Raw genomic sequence first — 16446 nt, forward strand, 5'->3', positions numbered from 1 at the left:
ATGGTTGGCCCGTTCGCTGGAGTTCGCCGTGCATGATGTCCCCGAGTTGCCTGCCTCCGCCACGCCGTTGCTGGCCGAGCTGGACTACCTGAGCCAGCATGCCGAGCAGTTGCGTCAGGCCGCCCACTGGCGCCTGAGCACCCGTGACCCCGAGCAGGCCTCGAGCGGCCTGCACCAGAGTTACAGCCCGCATCGCATGCACCTGCATGGCGATCCGCAGGCGTTCGACATGCGCTTGGCGCGCCATCCGGTGGGCAGCCTGGAGTTGAGCAGCCTGTCGTTTGGCACCGAGGTCGAGCTGGAGCAGGCCTGGACCACCGACTTCGTGCTGGTGACCACCCAGCTGTGCGGCCACTCGCAGATCCGTACCCTGGGCTGCGAAGTGGAGGGGGCTGCCGGACTGATCGTCATCGACTCGCCGGAAACCCCGGTCACCAAGCGTTTCAGCCGGGACAGCTGGCGTCTGAACCTGCGCATCGAGCGCCAGGCCATCGAGCGTCTGTTCGAACGCCTCTACGAGCGCCCCCTGCGCGGACCGATGCAGTTCCAGCCCGCCATCCGGCAGGACAGCGCCCTGCACGAGCGCTGGCTGGCGCTGCTGCGTCTGGTGGCCAGCCAGTCTGGCGCACCCTCGGCGCCAACCCTGCTCGGGCCGCTCGAGGAGATGGTGATGCTCCTGCTGCTGACCGAGCAGCCGCACAGCCACGCCGCCCTGTGCAGCGCCGCGCCGCCGTTGCCGGCGCCCCGCCACGTGCGGCGCGCCGAGGAGTACATGCGTGCCCATCTCGGCGAGGCACTGACCCTCGCGGCCATCGCCGAGGCGAGCGGCACCAGCATCCGCAGCCTCACCGCGGGCTTTCGCCAGTTCCGCCAGACCACCCCGATGCGCTGGCTGCAGGAGCAGCGCCTGCAGGCGGTGCGCCACCACCTGCAGCAGGCCCGGCCGCACGAGAGCGTGGCGAGCATCGCCCTGCATTGGGGCTTCGCTCACCTCGGCCGCTTCGCCGGCGACTACCTGCGCCGCTTCGGCGAGGCGCCCTCGGCGACCCTACGCCGCCCCTGAGAGTCTGGCCACGATCTGCTGCGCGTCGGCCATGCTGCGTTGAGATCGGTTTCGGAATGCTCATTTACCACTCGTAAACTCCGCTTCCTCAACTGATCTCGCCTTGCCTGGCTCTAGCTCGCGAGATCGTGGGCAGGCTCTGAGCAATTTCCGCCCGATCTGGACAGCCCCGGCCGGATGCGGATAGCCCCAGCCGTGCCCGTCGGCCAAGCTTCGCCTGCCTGACCGCCATGCTCTGCGTGGTGCCAACAAAAACAAAAATTGCGAGGTTCCCCATGAAGCCCGTACTCACGCGCCTGGCCGTGCCCCTGTTGCTGGCCTGCGGAGCAGGTTCAGCCCTGGCCGCCCCCGTCACCCTCAAGGTCGCGCATTTCCTGCCCTCCACCTCCAATGCCCAGCAGAAGGTCATCCAGCCCTGGTGCGACGAGTTGAACCAGGCTTCGGCAGGACGCCTGGTCTGCCAGATCTATCCCTCCATGCAATTGGGCGGCACCCCGGCCAAGCTGGCCGATCAGGTCCGCCAGGGCGTGGCCGACGTGGTGTGGACGGCGCCGGGATATGCCGCCGGCCGCTTCCCGAAGACCGAGGCGCTGGAGCTGCCGGGCGTCCTGCCACAGGGCGGTCTGGCCGCCGGGCGGGTGATCTGGAGCTTCTACCAGCAGCACCTGGCCGACGAGTACGCGCCCTACCAGGTGCTCGCCTTGCACGGCGACGGCGGCATGAACCTGCACACCACCAGCCGCCCGCTGCGCCGCTCGGCCGACCTGCAGGGCCTGCGCCTGCGCGCGCCCAACCGCACCATCTCGCGCACCCTCGAGGCGCTCGGCGTGGTGCCGGTGGCGATGCCGCCGGCGCTGGTCACCGAGTCGCTGTCCAAGGGCGTGGTGGACGGCGCCTCGGCGGTCTGGGAGGTGGTGACGCCGACCAAGATGGACGAGATCACCCACCATCACCTCGACACCCCGGCCGACCAGCCGGTGCTGGGCGCCACCGTGCTGGCCATGCTGATGAACAAGCGCACCTACGACCGCCTGCCGGCCGACCTGCGCGCAATCGTCGACCAGCATAGCGGCCTGGCCCTGGTCGAGCGCTTCGGCCGGGTGTGGGACGAGGCCGGCGAGGCGACGCGGCAGAAGGTCATTGAGGACGGCCACGAGGTCCATCGCCTGGCCGACGACGACTACCGCCAGGTGCTCGAGCGCCTGCGCCCGGTCGAGCAGCAGTGGGTCGCCGAGGCGGCGGCCAAGGGCATCGACGGCCAGGCGCTGCTCGACGCCGCACGCGCCCTGACGGCGCAGCCCCAGGCTGCTCGCTGACCCATCGAAAAGCCCACTTCAGGAGGAGAGAAGCATGAGCAACAACTACTACGAGCGTCCCCAGCGCTTCAGCGCAGAGGAGTGGCAGGCGCGGGTCAAACTGGCCGCCGCCTACCGGATCTTCGACCATCTCGGCTGGTCCGAGTCGATCTACAACCACATCTCCCTGCGCGTGCCCGGTCCGGACAAGCACTTCCTGACCAACCCCTTCGGTCTGCACTACTCCGAGGTGTGCGCCTCCAACCTGGTCAAGGTCGACGTGCAGGGCAACGTGATCGGCCACTCGGACTGGCCGATCAACCCGGCCGGCTTCACCTTCCACGGGGTGATCCACGACCGTGTGCCCGATGGGCACTGCGTGGTGCACGTGCACACCACGCCGACCATGGGCGTCTGCTGCCTCGAGGAGGGCATGGAATTCAGCAACTTCTACGCCGCGCAGCTGTTCGGCAAGATCGCCTACCACGAGTTCGAGGGCATCACCGTGCATGCCGCCGAGGGCGAGCGGATCCTCGACAGCGCCCAGGGCAAACCGGTGCTGCTGCTGCGCAACCATGGCCCGGTGGTCATCGGCGCAACCCTGGCGCAGGCCTTCTCGCTGATGTGGCTGGTGCAGCGGGCCTGCGAGGTGCAACTGGCGACCCGCTCGATGGGCAAGGCACGGATGATTCCCGAAGACGTGCTGCGCAAGTGCGTGGCCGACTCGCTGAACTTCGATCCGAAGTACGGCGCCGGCGAGGATGCCTTCTGCGCGTTCACGCGCCTGATCGACCGCATCGATCCCGGCTACCGCCACTAAGTGCCAGCAGCGCCCCGGGAGTCGGCGCTCCCGGGGCTTTCGGCTGGCAGCTCTTGTTGAATGTTCGCAGACGGTCATATAAGACTCCCTTGGCCTCACAGGAGAAGCAACCATGAAGGTCTGCATAGTCGGCGCCGGTGCCATCGGCGGTTTCCTCGGCAGCAAACTCGCCGCAGCGGGCGCCAGCGTCAGCGCCCTGGCCCGCGGCGCCACTCTGGAGGCGCTGCAAAGCCACGGCTGGCGTCTGCAAACCGCCGAAGGCCTGATCCAGGCGCCAGTCGAGGCGGCCGAAAGTGCCGAGCAGCTCGGCGAGCAGGACCTGGTCATCATCGCGGTCAAGGGCCAGGCCCTGGCCGATCTGGCGCCGCGCCTCGCGCCGCTGGTCGGGCCGCAAACCCTGGTGCTGCCGGCCATGAACGGCGTGCCCTGGTGGTTCTGTCAGGGGCTGCCGGGCTTCGAGGCGCCGCTGGCCAGCGTCGATCCGGCCGGTGCCATCGCGCGGCCCATCCCGTTCGAGCGGGTCGTCGGCTGCGTGGTGCACGCCAGCTGCACCTGCCCGGAGCCCGGGCTGGTGCGCCACGTGATGGGCAACGGGCTGATCATCGGCGAACCGGCTGGCGGCGCCTCCACGCGGGTGCAGCAACTGGCCGAGCTGCTGGAAAGGGCCGGCTTTGCGGTCACCGTCAGCGCCGATATCCGCTACGACATCTGGTACAAGCTGTGGGGCAATCTGACCATGAATCCGGTCTCGGCGATCACCGGCGCGACCATCGACCGCCTGCTCGACGACGATCTGGTGCGCCAGTTCTGCTCGGCGGCGATGGGCGAAGCCGCCGCCATCGGCCGGCTGATCGGCTGCGACGTCACCCAGAGCCCCGACGAGCGCCATGCGGTGACCCGCAAGCTGGGCGCCTTCAAGACCTCGATGCTGCAGGACGCCGAAGCGGGCCGCGCCATCGAGCTGGACAGCATCGTCGGCGCGGTGCAGGAGATCGGCCGGCGCCTCGGCGTCGACACCCCCAACATCGATGCCCTGCTCGGTCTGACGCGCCTGTTTGCGCGGGTGCATGGCCTGTACCCGGACGCCGGGGCGCCCCGTACGGCGCAGTGAGGCTCTTCGCGTCGTCACTGCATGCTGGCCGATCTGGCTGGCGCTCGCTATCCGCTGCGCCAGCCACGCGCTGGACGGCTCACTGCTCGCCGACTTGGCTGATGTGCAGGTGGGTGTCGCGGACTCTTCGGCCGAATGGTCCGCACTGCACTAGGCGCTTGGCCGGGCGCTTGCTATAACCGCGTCTACAAATACAACGACAAAGCGGTTTGCGTGCCCATGAAAATTCAGCCAATGCCTCCGCTCAACAGCCTCGTGGCCTTCGAGGCTGCCGCCAGGCATCTGAGCTTTACCCTGGCGGCCCAGGAGCTCAGCGTCACCCAGGGCGCGATCAGCCGCCAGGTGCGCCATCTGGAAGACTTTCTCGGCAAGAGCCTGTTCGAGCGCACTACCCGGGCCATGCACCTCACCCCTTCGGGCAGCCAGTACTACGAGGTGGTGCAGGAAACCCTGCTGCGCCTGGCCCAGGCGACCGGTGAGCTGCGTCACTGGCGGGGCGCCCATCAGGTGACGGTGGCGACCAGCACTGCGATGGCCTCCCTCTGGCTGCTGCCCAAGGTGGCCGCTTTCCAGCAGGCCCACGAGGACATCGACCTGCGCATCATCGCCTACGATCACGTCAAGGATTACTCCCGCCTAGACTGCGATCTGGCTTTGTACTACTGCCGGACCCCGCCGCAGAACATGGAGGTCACCCCGCTGTTTTCCGAGCGGGTGTTCCCGGTCTGCAGCCCCGACTATCTGGCGCGCTTTCCCAACCTGCAGAGCCCGGAGCAACTGGCCGTCTGCACCTGGCTGTGGCTGGAGGATCCGCAGCGCGACTGGATCGGCTGGCCGGAGTGGTATCGCCGCCTGTGCCTCACCCCGCCCGAGCCCCGCCATCGCATCAACATCAACAGCTACTCGATGCTGATCCAGTCGGCGCTGATCGGCCAGGGTGTGGCGCTGGCCTGGAACAACTTGGTCAACACCCATCTGGAGACCGGCGCATTGGTGCGGCCGATCGAGGCGGTACTGGATACCGACGCGCAGTTCTGCCTGCTCGAGCACCAAGGGCGCGGGCGCCCGCGGCAGAGCATCGAGCGCTTCCGCCAGTGGCTGCTGGAGCAGCTGCCCGCTGTCGGCGAGCAGCCGCAGAGCGCTGCCTGAGCAGGGGCGGGCCCCCGTGGCGCGCGTCCGACGCATCATTTTATTTCCGATATTAATGATTTTTTCGCATTAATTGGCGAAAGAGTCTTCCTCGAAGTCCGCCCGGATATATGTCCGTGGCGGATTTTTATTGATGACTAAAAGTCACTAATGCCCCTGTAAATATCGTTTGTCCGGAATTCTCCCCTGCTGAAAACTCTGCTGCACGCACAGGCGCTCAGTGCCTGTTTCGATCACCCCCATCGTGCAAGCAAGGGAGAATAACAATGACCAACTCCACCTCTCGCCTCATCCCCACCCAGGTGCTGGAAGCGGTGCTGGCCCCGATCCATGAAGCCACCGGCCTGAGCAACGAGTTCTACACCGATCAGCGCTTCTTCGATCTCGAGCGCGACCAGCTGATGGGCAGCACCTGGGCCTGCGTCGGCTTCGAGGGCGACCTGCCGAAGAACGGCTTCGTCAAGCCGGTGGACTTCATGGGCCTGCCGCTGCTGCTGATGCGCAACCGCGAGGGCCTGGTGCAGGTGTTCCACAACGTCTGCAGCCACCGCGGCATGAAGCTGGTGGACAAGGAAGGCGAAGTGCAGGGTGTGCTGCGCTGCCCCTACCACTCGTGGACCTACGACCTCAACGGCGGCCTCAAGGGCACCCCGCACGTCGGTGGCATCAACCAGCACAAGGACGAGCGCTTCGCCTGCGAGAAGCATGGCCTGAAGGCGCTGCGCAGCGAGATCTGGATGGGCATGGTGTTCGTCAACCTGTCCGGCAAGGCCGCGCCGCTGCAGGAAGTGCTGGCGCCGGTCACTGCGCGCTGGGAACAGTTCCTCGGCAGGGACGGCATGGGCCTGATGCGTCGCGAGTCGATGGGCGGCACGCTGAGCCTGGAAGTGAACTGCAACTGGAAGCTGGCGGTGGAGAACTACTGTGAGGCCTACCACCTGCCGTGGGTCCATCCGAGCCTGAACAGCTATTCGCGCCTGGAGGATCACTACAACATCCAGTTCGACGAGTGCTTCTCCGGTCAGGGCAGCTACGCCTACAACCTGTCCGATATTGCCGGCACCCACCTGCCGAAGTTCCCCAGCTGGCCGCAGGACCGCCTGCGCAACGCCGAGTACCTGGCCTTCTTCCCCAACGTGCTGCTCGGCATCCAGGCCGACCACGCCTTCGCCATCATGCTCGAGCCGGTCGCGCCGGGTAAGACCATCGAGCACCTGCGCCTGTTCTACGTCGGCGACGAGGCCTTGGGTGACGAGTACGCCGGCTGCCGCGACGCCATCCTGGAGTCCTGGCGCGTGGTGTTCGGCGAGGACATCGCCTCGGTCGAGGGCATGCAGCAGGGTCGTCATTCCCCGGGTTTCCAGGGCGGTGCCTTCTCGCCGGAAATGGACGTTCCCACCCACTACTTCCACCTCTGGGCCGCACGTCAGCTGCTGGCTGCCCAGCAGTCCGCCTGAGGAGGTCGCCATGCATCCTATCGCCACCCACTGGCTCAACTTCATCGACGGGGAGTGGGTCGACAGCCCGGTCCCGCTGACGGTGAACAATCCCGGCAGCGGTGAGCCGCTGGCGACCATCGCCCAGGCCAGCACGGCCGATGCCGAGCGTGCGCTGCAGGCGGCGCGCCGCTGCGCCGACAGCGGCGAGCTGACCCGCGCCCGCCCGGCGCAGCGGGTCACCTGGCTGCTGCGCATCGCCGAGGAGATCCGCGCGGTCACCGAGGAAGGCGCGTGGGTGCTCTGCCAGGAGAACGGCAAGGGCCTGCGCGATGCCCGCGACGAGTTCGTCGAGGCGGCCCGCTACTTCGAGTACTACGCCGGCATGGCCGACAAGATCGAGGGCACCTCGATCCCGCTGGGCAACGGCTACATGGACTTCACCGTCTACGAGCCGATGGGCGTCTCGGCGCAGATCGTGCCGTGGAACTTCCCGGTGTCGATCTGCGCGCGCTCCCTGGCGCCGGCGCTGGCCGCGGGCAACGCGGTGGTGATCAAGTCGCCGGAGCTGTCGCCGCTGGGCCTGTGCGTGCTGCTGCAGGCGATCGAGCGCGCCGGCCTGCCGCGCGGCGCGGTCAACCTGATCTGCGGCCAGGGCCGTGAGGTGGGCGCCTATCTGGTGGAGAGCCGGATGGCCGACCAGATCGTCTTCACCGGCTCGGTGCCGACCGGTCAGTCGATCCTCCGTGCGGCGGCGGCATACGCCATCCCCAGCGTGATGGAGCTGGGCGGCAAGTCGGCGGCGCTGGCGTTCGCCGACGCCGATCGCGAAAAGCTGCTGGCCAGCGTCAAGAGCGGCATCTTCTTCAATGCCGGGCAGGTCTGTTCGGCCATGTCGCGCCTGCTGGTGCAGCGCGACATCTACGAGGACGTCGTCGCGGCGGTGGTCGAGCTGGCCGAAGGGCTCAGCGTCGGCCGCGGCCAGGACGATCCCGATCTCACCCCGGTGATCAGCGCCCAGCAGCTGGCCGGCATCCAGGCCATTTGTCGGCAGGCTGTCGATGAGGGCGCGGTGGTTGCCACAGGCGGTGAGGCCTACAGCGACCGGGCAGGCCATTTCATGCGCCCGACGGTGTTCCGCGATGTCACGCCGCAGATGCGCATTGCCCGCGAGGAAGTGTTCGGTCCGGTGCTGGCGGTGATCCCCTTCGACAGCGAGGAGGAGGCCATCGCCATCGCCAACGACACCGACTTCGGTCTGGTCGCCGGGGTGTTCACCCGCGACATCGACCGCGCCATGCGCTGTGCCCGCCGTCTGCGCGCGGGCCAGGTGTTCATCAACGAGTGGTATGCCGGTGGCATCGAAACCCCGTTCGGCGGGGTGGGGCTGTCCGGCTTTGGCCGCGAGAAGGGACAGGAGGCCCTGTACAGCTACGTGCGTACCAAGAACGTGGCTATCCGCGTGGCTGGCGAGTAAGCGGAGGCGATCATGAAAAAGTGGCTCTGTGTGGTGTGCGGCTGGATCTACGACGAGGCGCTGGGCTGGCCCGATGACGGTATCGCTCCCGGAACCCGCTGGGAGGACGTGCCCGACGACTGGCTGTGTCCGGACTGCAAGGTGGGCAAGGCCGACTTCGAGATGATCGAGATCAGCGAGCCGGCCAGTGCGGCGGCCAGTGCGCCGAGCAGCGCTCCGCTCGCACAGAAGCCACTGGCCATGGTCGCGGCGGCGCAGCCGATCGTGATCATCGGCAGCGGCCATGCCGGCTACGGCCTGGCCCAGGCGCTGCGTCAGGCCGATCCCAAGGTCGAGATCCGCGTGCTGACCCGCGAGTCCGGGCAGCTCTACTCCAAGCCGGCGCTGTCGATCGGTCTGGCGCAGAGCAAGGATGCTCAGGCGCTGGCCACGGAATCCGCCCTGGAGATCGAGCGCCGACTGAACATCCGTATCTACCCGCACTGCAATGTGCAGCGGATCGATGCCCAGGCTCGCCAGCTGCACACCAGCTTCGGGGTGATGGACTACGGCCAGCTGGTGCTGGCCTGCGGTGCCGCGCCGCTGCGCGTGGTGGTCGAGGGCGAGGGCGATGCGCTGATCAGCGTCAACAACCTCGAGGACTACCGGCGCTTCCGTGAGCAGCTGGCCGGCAAGCGCCGGGTGGCGATTCTCGGCGATGGCCTGATCGGTTGCGAGTTCGCCAACGACCTGGCCGCCAGCGGCTTCGAGGTCAGCGTCATCGGCCTCGGAGAGTGGCCGATGGCGCGCCTGCTGCCGGCCGAGGCTGGCCAGCAACTGCAGGCCGCGCTGGCCGGGCTGGGGGTCAGTTGGCATCTGCAGAACAGCTTGCAGCGCGTCGAGCGCGAGGGCGACGGCTATCGACTGCAGTTGAACGACGGGCAGAGCCTGGGTGCCGATCTGCTGTTGTCGGCCGTGGGCCTGCGCCCCGAGCTGGCCCTGGCCCAGGCGGCCGGGCTGGCCACTGGTCGCGGCATCCAGGTGGATGCCTGCCTGCAGGCCTCGCAGCCGGGCATCTACGCCCTGGGCGACTGCATCGAGATCGACGGCCAGCTGCTGCCCTATCTGGCGCCGATCAGCCAGGGTATCCGCTCGTTGAGCAAGACCCTGCTCGGCAAGCCGACGCCGGTCAGCTATCCGCTGATGCCGGTCACCGTGAAGACCCCGGTCGCACCGCTGTGCCTGCTGCCGCCGCCGCCCGGCTGCGTCGGCGAGTGGCGCTGCACGGCGACCGAGGACGGACTCACCGCCGGTTTCTACGACGCTGGATCGGCACTGCGCGGCTTCGTGCTGCTCGGCCGTCAGGCGCAGCTGCAACGCAATACCTGGCTGCAGTCCTGCCAGAACGCACAACAACAAGAAGTGGCCTGAGGCGTGCTCATGAACAACAAGATCAATCTACCCAACGATGACCGCAGTTGCGGCTGGTACGCGGCCTTGCCGCCCCGGCCGGACTGCAAGCGCCTGCAGGGCGAACAGCGTGCAGACTACGCAGTGATCGGCGCCGGATATGCCGGCCTGGCCGCCGCACGGCGGTTGGCCGAACACCTGCCCGAGGCGCGCATCCTGCTGGTCGATGCCCAGCGTGTCGGCGAAGGCGCCTCGGGGCGCAACTCCGGCTTCGCCATCGACCTGCCGCACAAATTCTCCCTCGAACATCCGGATCCGGCGCACAAGCAGCGGCTGCTCGGACTCAACCGCACCGCCATCTCCCAGCTGCAGGGCCTGATAGAGCGGTATGGCATCGCCTGCCAGTGGTCGCATGCCGGCAAGTACCAGGGCGCCGTCGGTCCTCGCGGGCTGGCCTACCTGGAGCACTTCGAGCACCTGCTGCGCGATCTCGGCGAGCCGTACCGCTGGGTCGAGCGCGCCGAACTGGGCGGGGTGCTGGGCACCGGCCACTACAGCAGGGCGATCTTCACCCCCGGCTGCTACCTGATGCAGCCGGCTGCGCTGGTCGCCGGCCTGGCCGACAGCCTGCCGGCCAACGTCGAGCTGCTCGAGGAGTCGCCGATTCAGCGCCTGGAGCGCGACGGGCAGGGCGGCTGGATCCTGCACGGGCGCAACGGACACATCTGCACCCCGCAGGTCCTGCTCGCCACCAGTATCTTCACCCAGGAGTTCGGTTACCTGCGCAACCGTCTGCTGCCGGTGATGACCTTTGCCAGCTGGACCCGTCCGCTCAGCGACGCCGAAATGGCGGCCTATGGCGGCCAGCTCGACTGGGGCCTGACCCCGGCCGACCATGCCGGCACCACGGTGCGCATGACTCAGGATCGCCGGCTGATCATCCGCAACACCTACAAGCACGTGCCGAAGTATGGCAGCAGCACCAGCGACGGCATGCGCGAGCAGATCCGCGTCGGTCACCGCCGCTCCCTGCTGGCGCGTTACCCGCAGCTGGCCGAGGTGCCCTTCACCCATACCTGGGGCGGCGTCTACGCCATCTCGCGCAACTTCACCAACTTCTTCGGCGAGCTGGAGCCGGGGGTGCATGCCTCGGCCTGCGACAACGGCGTCGGCGTGGCCTGGGGCACCATCTCCGGAACCATGCTGGCCGACCAGGTGGTGGGTGCCGAGTCGCAGCAGCTGCGCGACATCCGCGCGGTCACCGGGATGCCCTCGCTGAATCCGCCGGAACCCTTCCTCGGCCTCGGCGTGCGCTCGCGCATCCGCCTGGCGTCCTGGAGCAGCAGGAGCGAACTATGAGCCAGGTCGTTTCCGGTAAGGGGCCGGTACTCAAGGTCGATCAGCGTGACCTCGACTTCCTGCCGCGCGGCGGCCCACCCGGGGCGGCCTGGGTGGCGCGGGCGGTCAGCAACGAGATCTCGCCGAACATGGGCATCGGCTTCGCCCGCTGGGAAGGCGCCGAGGTGGCCTGGTCCCTGCTCTACGACGAGGTGATCTTCGTCATTGAAGGCTGCTTCGAGCTGCGTGCCAACGGCGAGCTGTATCGCGTCGAGCCCGGCCAGCTGCTGTGGATCCCCGAGGGCACCGAGCTGGTCTACGGTGGCCACGCGCTGTTCGGCTACGTGGTCCATCCCGGCGACTGGAAGCAGCGCCATGGCCTGGCCTGATGCGATGAATATCGCTGCTCCCCGGTGGAGGTGTCCATGTTTGGCCTGACCCGGACGTTCAGCTCCCTTTACCTGGCCTGCATCCTGATGCAGCTGGGCTCGAACCTGCTGATCACCTATCTGGCCCTGCGCCTGAGCGCCGACGGCGTGTCGGCGTCCTGGGGCGGTGCGCTGATGGCTGCCAATGCCTTGGGCATGGTGGTCGGCAGCAAGGCCGGACAATGGCTGATCGTCCGCGTCGGCCATATGCGCGCCTATGTCGCCTGCGCCGGAGTGATTGCCACGGCCGTGCTGGGCCACGAGTTCAGTACGGACTTGTCGTTCTGGCTGCTGCTGCGCGCCCTGGTCGGGTTGGCGATGATGTGCCAGTTGATGGTGCTGGAGAGCTGGCTCAACGACTGCGCGCGGAGCGATCAGCGCGGCGGGGTGATGGCGCTGTACATGGTAGCGACCTATATCGGCATGATCCTCGGTCAGCTGGCCCTGAGCCTGGACGATGGGCTGGGGGTACGCCTGCTGTTGGGCGTGGCGATGGCCTTTGCTCTGTGCCAGGTGCCGGTCGCCCTGACCCGCGGCATGCATCCACGGCCGCTGCGGACTACCCCGCTGGCGATCGGGCTGTTCCTGCGCCGGGTACCCCAGTCGCTGCTGGCCACCCTGGCGTCCGGCACCATCAACGGCAGCTTCTTCGGCCTGGCTTCGATCTATGCCAGCCGGCAGGGGCTGGATACCCATGAGGTGGCGCAGTTCATGGCCTTCAGCGTCGGTGCCGGTCTGCTGGCGCAGGTTCCGCTGGGGCTGCTCTCTGACCGCCTGCCGCGCGCCGCGCTGATCCGCTGGGTGGCGCTGCTGCTGGCGCTGGCCTGTCTGCCGCTGGCGTTGTTGCAGGATCTGCCGTTCCAGTCCCTGCTGCTGTGCGGGGCCCTGGTCGGCTGTCTGCAGTTCTGCCTCTACCCGCTGGGCGTGGCCCTGGCCAACGACAACATCGCGCCGGAACTGCGGGTTTCGCTGGCCGGCATGCTGCTGCTCACCTTCGGCTTTGGCGCGGGCATCGGCCCGCTGCTGGCCGGCTTCCTGATGGAGTCCTTCGGCCCCTCCAGCCTGTACTCATTCTTCGCCGGATGTGCCGCGTTGCTCGGTCTGCTGGCCAGTCAGCGCAAGGTGACTGGGGAGCACCTGCAGGAGGGCGCGCCCCTGCATCATCAGGCGACTCCCAACGGCCTGGCCAGTGCGACTCTGGCGGCCGCCGTCGAACCGGGCGAGGCACTGCCGCAACCTTGCGTGGCCGAGGAGGGGGCATCCGCCGCACCTCCGCCGGAGCCCGTCGCGTGAGCGGGCCTTGAGGCCCGCGCATGGTTTTCATCAGGAGACAACGATGTTCGAAAACAAGAAAAAATACCTGACATCCACCCCGGACCAGCCCCTGCGCAACCCGGTGACCCCGGAGGTGTTGCGGACGGCGCGTGGCTACCGTCTGCAGCGGGTCCGCCAGCAGCTGCTCGCCGCCGACTGCGCGGCGATCCTGCTCTACGATCCGGTCAACATCCGCTACGCCACCGACACCTCCAACATGCAGGTGTGGACGCTGCACAACTACGCCCGCTATGCCCTGGTGTTCGCCGAAGGGCCGGTGGTGCTGTTCGAGTTCCACAACTGCGAGCACCTGCACGAAGGCAACGAGTTGCTCGACCAGATCCGTCCGGCGATCAACTGGAGCTACTTCGGCGCCGGCTCGCGGATCGGCGAGAAGGCGCTGGCCTGGGCCGACGACATCCGCGCGGTGCTGCACCGGCATGCCGGCGACAAGGCCCGTCTGGCGGTGGACAGGGCCGACCTGGAGGGGCTCGACCTGCTGCGCGAGCAGGGCCTGTGCCTGGTCGAGGGACACAGCCTGATGGAGGAGGCGCGCAAGATCAAATCCGCCGAGGAGCTGGAGCTGATGCGCTGGACCATCGCCGTGTGCGAGCGCGGCATCCAGCGCATGCACGACGAGCTGCGCCCGGGCATGACCGAGAACCAGCTATGGGCCTGGCTGCACTACGAGAACGTCCGCCACGGCGGCGAGTGGATCGAGACCCGCCTGCTGGCCTCCGGGCCGCGCACCAATCCCTGGATGCAGGAGTCCAGCGACCGGGTGATGCAGGAAGGCGAACTGGTCTGCTTCGATACCGACCTGATCGGCCCCTATGGCTACTGCGCCGACATCTCCCGCGCCTGGACGGTAGGCCACGTTGCGCCGAGCGCCGAGCAGCGCAAGTTCTATCGCCTGGCCCATGAGCAGGTGCAGCACAACATGGACCTGCTCCGTCCGGGACTCAGTCACCGCGAATTCGTCGAGCGCGCCTGGCCGATTCCCGAGCCCTACTGGCACAACCGCTATTGCTGCGTGGTGCACGGCGTCGGTCTGGCCGACGAATATCCGGCACTGGCTCACCGCGGCGCCGACTGGGAAAGCAGCGGCTATGACGGTGTGTTCGAGGAAAACATGGTTCTCTGCGTTGAAAGTTATATCGGCGAGCGCGGTGGAGCGCAGGGCGTCAAACTCGAACAGCAAGTTCTGCTGACGGCGAATGGTTGCGTGCCGCTGTCGAATTATCCGTGGGAAGAAGATTGGCTGGTCTGAGCGGCGGGGCGGACTTCGCAAAGTCTGGTGCGCATGTCCGGGCGTAATTGTCCGGACTCTTATAAATAATCATGTTTTTATGAGGATCCATGTGTGAAGCAGGTATTTGCTCATGAATGGCCTGCTGGTTCGTGCTGTAGCGCTGGTCTGTGCAGACTTATTGATGACAATTTCTCACCAATTGCGACAGTAAAAATGATTTGTCGGGACGGGGTGGGTAAATGACCATCCAAGAGCGATAAACAAGGCATGGGTCTCTGGATGATGTTTTCAAGAGGCCACATGCACTCCCGAATCTATAATAAGAAAGTGAGGGTCCTTGCATGAAAGACGTACCTGTCTACGAGCAGTCGGCGGGCGGTGAGGCATATATGCCAGCGAGCAATATCCGCCTGATGGGTTTCAACTTCCACCGAGTGATATTTCCCGCCTCGCTGGCCATCGTGATGGTCATGGTCGCGCTGGCGCTGGGCAATCCAGACGCCTTTGCGCAGAACCTGGAAGGTGTAAAGGGCTGGATCCTGCAGAACCTGGACTGGTTCATCATGATCATGGGCAACCTGGCCGTGCTGTTCTGCGCCGGGGTGGCGATTTCGCCGCTGGGGCGGATCCGTCTGGGCGGCAAGGACGCCAGGCCGGAGTTCAGCACCCTGTCCTGGTTCTCCATGATGTTCGCCGCCGGCATGGGCGTCGGCCTGCTCTACTGGGGCGTCGCCGAGCCGGTGGCGCAGTACACCGAGTGGTGGAAGACGCCGCTCAACGTGACCAAGCTGACCCCTGAGGCTTCCCATGCGGCCATGGGCGCCACCCTGTTCCACTGGGGCTTCCATCCCTGGGCGATCTATCTGGTCAGCGCCCTGGTGGTCGGATTCTTCGCCTACAACCGGGGGCTGCCGTTCTCCCTCAGCTCCGGTCTGCAGCCGCTGATCGGCAAGGCGCACAAGGGCCTGCCGGGGCAACTGGTGGACGTGTTCACCGTGGTGCTGACGGTGTTCGGCCTGGCCACCTCGCTGGGCCTGGGCGCCATGCAGGCCACGGCCGGCATCACCCATGTGCTGGGTCTGCCCAACTCGTTCGGCTTTCAGCTGCTGTTCATCTTGGCGGTGACCGGACTGGCAGCCCTTTCCTTGTGGCGCGGGCTGGATGCCGGGGTCAAGCTGCTCAGCAACCTCAACATGCTGCTCGCCCTGGCGCTGTTCGTGCTGGTGGTCGTCGGCGTCGGCGTGCTCAATTTCGGCGCCGGCGTGCTGAATTCGAGCATCGATTACGCCCAGTACTTCCTGCCGCTGAGCAACTGGATCGAGCGTCCCGACCAGGACTGGTTCCATGGCTGGACCGTGTTCTACTGGGCCTGGTGGTGCACCTGGGGTCCGCTGGTCGGGGTGTTCGTCGCGCGGGTTTCCCGTGGCCGGACCCTGCGCCAGATGGTGGCGATGGTGATGCTGGCGCCGACCGTGGCGGCCATCTGCTGGTTCACCGCCTTCGGTGGCGGCGCCATCGCCCAGGTGGTTGCCGGCAGCAGCACCCTAGCCCAGGGGCTGACCGACGTGAACATGGCCATCTTCCAGTTCCTCGATGCATTGCCGATGCCGCTGATCACCTCGGGGCTGGTGGTGCTCCTGCTGGTGATCTTCATGGTCACCTCGGTCGACTCCGGAGCGCTGGTGGTGGATAACCTGGCGTCCGGTGGCGACCCGAATACCCACCGTGGGCAGCGGGTGCTCTGGCTGGGGATGATCGCGATCGTGACCATCACCTTGTTCGTGATCGGTGGTGACAAGGCGCTGCAGGGTATCCAGGCCGGTGCGGTGGCCATGGGCCTGCCCTTCATGGCGCTGATGCTGCTGCTGATGATCGGCTTCCTCAAGGCCCTGTGCCAGGAAGCGCGCAGCTGACCCGGACGCGGGATCCGTACTGAAGAAGCAGGGGCCGGGATAGTCCGTAGCCCCGCTTCCTTGGTCGATGGCCAGTACCTGGCGGCCTGCCTGGTTCGCTCAGTAGGTCAATTCCGGCGCCCATGCCCCGATACCGCGTTGCCATTGCCCGCCATGGCTTTGCCAAGACTTGTCGCGGTGGTTTTTCTTGCCGCGGGGTTTTCTGCAGATTGAACCGTTCAATAAATTCAGTCGGGTTTACTGGTTGTCTCGGCGTGCTGTCGCCGTATTGGTCAGAGCTCGACCAGGAGAACTGTGATGAAGGTTGTTTCGATCATTATTGCTGTCGCGGCGATTTTCATCATCCTGTTGCGGCTGATGCCTCGTGGATGGGCAGGGGTGGAAAGGGAGAATGGAAATGGCCTTGGTCAGTTAGGCGACGAGCATCTGCATGTTCCGCTGAGGCGTGAGTTGTAGTGGTC

General features: G+C 66.7%; 14 protein-coding genes and 1 pseudogene. All 15 read left to right on the plus strand.

Going from position 1 to position 16446, the window contains the following annotated elements; genetic code table 11:
• Positions 1-28: 28 nt before the first annotated feature.
• Positions 29-1063: an AraC-like ligand-binding domain-containing protein gene (locus BMZ19_RS19950; protein WP_139214718.1), complete on the plus strand. Its 1035-nt coding sequence runs from the start codon at positions 29-31 to the stop codon at positions 1061-1063.
• A gap of 275 nt (positions 1064-1338) precedes the next feature.
• Complete coding sequence (locus BMZ19_RS19955) at positions 1339-2379, plus strand: TRAP transporter substrate-binding protein (protein ID WP_090313338.1); 1041 nt, start codon at positions 1339-1341, stop codon at positions 2377-2379.
• A 34-nt stretch (positions 2380-2413) separates the two neighbouring features.
• Complete coding sequence (locus BMZ19_RS19960; protein WP_090313339.1) at positions 2414-3178, plus strand: class II aldolase/adducin family protein; 765 nt, start codon at positions 2414-2416, stop codon at positions 3176-3178.
• Positions 3179-3290: 112 nt separating this feature from the next.
• Complete coding sequence (locus tag BMZ19_RS19965) at positions 3291-4289, plus strand: 2-dehydropantoate 2-reductase (RefSeq protein ID WP_090313340.1); 999 nt, start codon at positions 3291-3293, stop codon at positions 4287-4289.
• A gap of 219 nt (positions 4290-4508) precedes the next feature.
• Positions 4509-5438, plus strand: a complete 930-nt coding sequence (locus BMZ19_RS19970) for a LysR substrate-binding domain-containing protein (protein WP_090313341.1) — start codon at positions 4509-4511, stop codon at positions 5436-5438.
• 266 nt (positions 5439-5704) lie between these two features.
• Positions 5705-6895, plus strand: a complete 1191-nt coding sequence (locus BMZ19_RS19975) for an aromatic ring-hydroxylating oxygenase subunit alpha (protein ID WP_090313342.1) — start codon at positions 5705-5707, stop codon at positions 6893-6895.
• Between the two features lie 10 nt (positions 6896-6905).
• Positions 6906-8351: an aldehyde dehydrogenase family protein gene (locus tag BMZ19_RS19980; protein WP_090313343.1), complete on the plus strand. Its 1446-nt coding sequence runs from the start codon at positions 6906-6908 to the stop codon at positions 8349-8351.
• A gap of 12 nt (positions 8352-8363) precedes the next feature.
• A pseudogene (locus BMZ19_RS22720) lies at positions 8364-8525 on the plus strand (rubredoxin); the annotation flags it as partial.
• 66 nt (positions 8526-8591) lie between these two features.
• Complete coding sequence (locus BMZ19_RS19985; protein WP_244517293.1) at positions 8592-9761, plus strand: FAD-dependent oxidoreductase; 1170 nt, start codon at positions 8592-8594, stop codon at positions 9759-9761.
• Between the two features lie 9 nt (positions 9762-9770).
• Positions 9771-11099: an NAD(P)/FAD-dependent oxidoreductase gene (locus BMZ19_RS19990; protein WP_090313345.1), complete on the plus strand. Its 1329-nt coding sequence runs from the start codon at positions 9771-9773 to the stop codon at positions 11097-11099.
• Positions 11096-11467: an ethanolamine utilization protein EutQ gene (locus BMZ19_RS19995; RefSeq protein WP_090313346.1), complete on the plus strand. Its 372-nt coding sequence runs from the start codon at positions 11096-11098 to the stop codon at positions 11465-11467. Before BMZ19_RS19990 ends, BMZ19_RS19995 begins: the two co-directional genes overlap by 4 nt.
• A 36-nt stretch (positions 11468-11503) precedes the next feature.
• Entirely contained in the window at positions 11504-12799 is a 1296-nt protein-coding gene (locus BMZ19_RS20000; protein WP_170847815.1) for an MFS transporter, read from the plus strand.
• Between the two features lie 43 nt (positions 12800-12842).
• The gene (locus BMZ19_RS20005) at positions 12843-14090 is read left to right on the plus strand and encodes a M24 family metallopeptidase (RefSeq protein WP_090313347.1); all 1248 of its coding nucleotides are present in this window, start codon (positions 12843-12845) and stop codon (positions 14088-14090) included.
• Positions 14091-14413: 323 nt separating this feature from the next.
• A complete protein-coding gene (locus tag BMZ19_RS20010) occupies positions 14414-15985 on the plus strand; it encodes a BCCT family transporter (protein ID WP_090313348.1) in 1572 nt (523 codons plus the stop codon).
• 297 nt (positions 15986-16282) lie between these two features.
• Positions 16283-16441 (plus strand): hypothetical protein, encoded by a 159-nt coding sequence (locus BMZ19_RS22485; protein WP_170847816.1) that lies wholly within the window; start codon positions 16283-16285, stop codon positions 16439-16441.
• Positions 16442-16446: the final 5 nt, after the last annotated feature.

Source organism: Pseudomonas linyingensis (genome assembly GCF_900109175.1).
GTDB lineage: Bacteria > Pseudomonadota > Gammaproteobacteria > Pseudomonadales > Pseudomonadaceae > Geopseudomonas > Geopseudomonas linyingensis.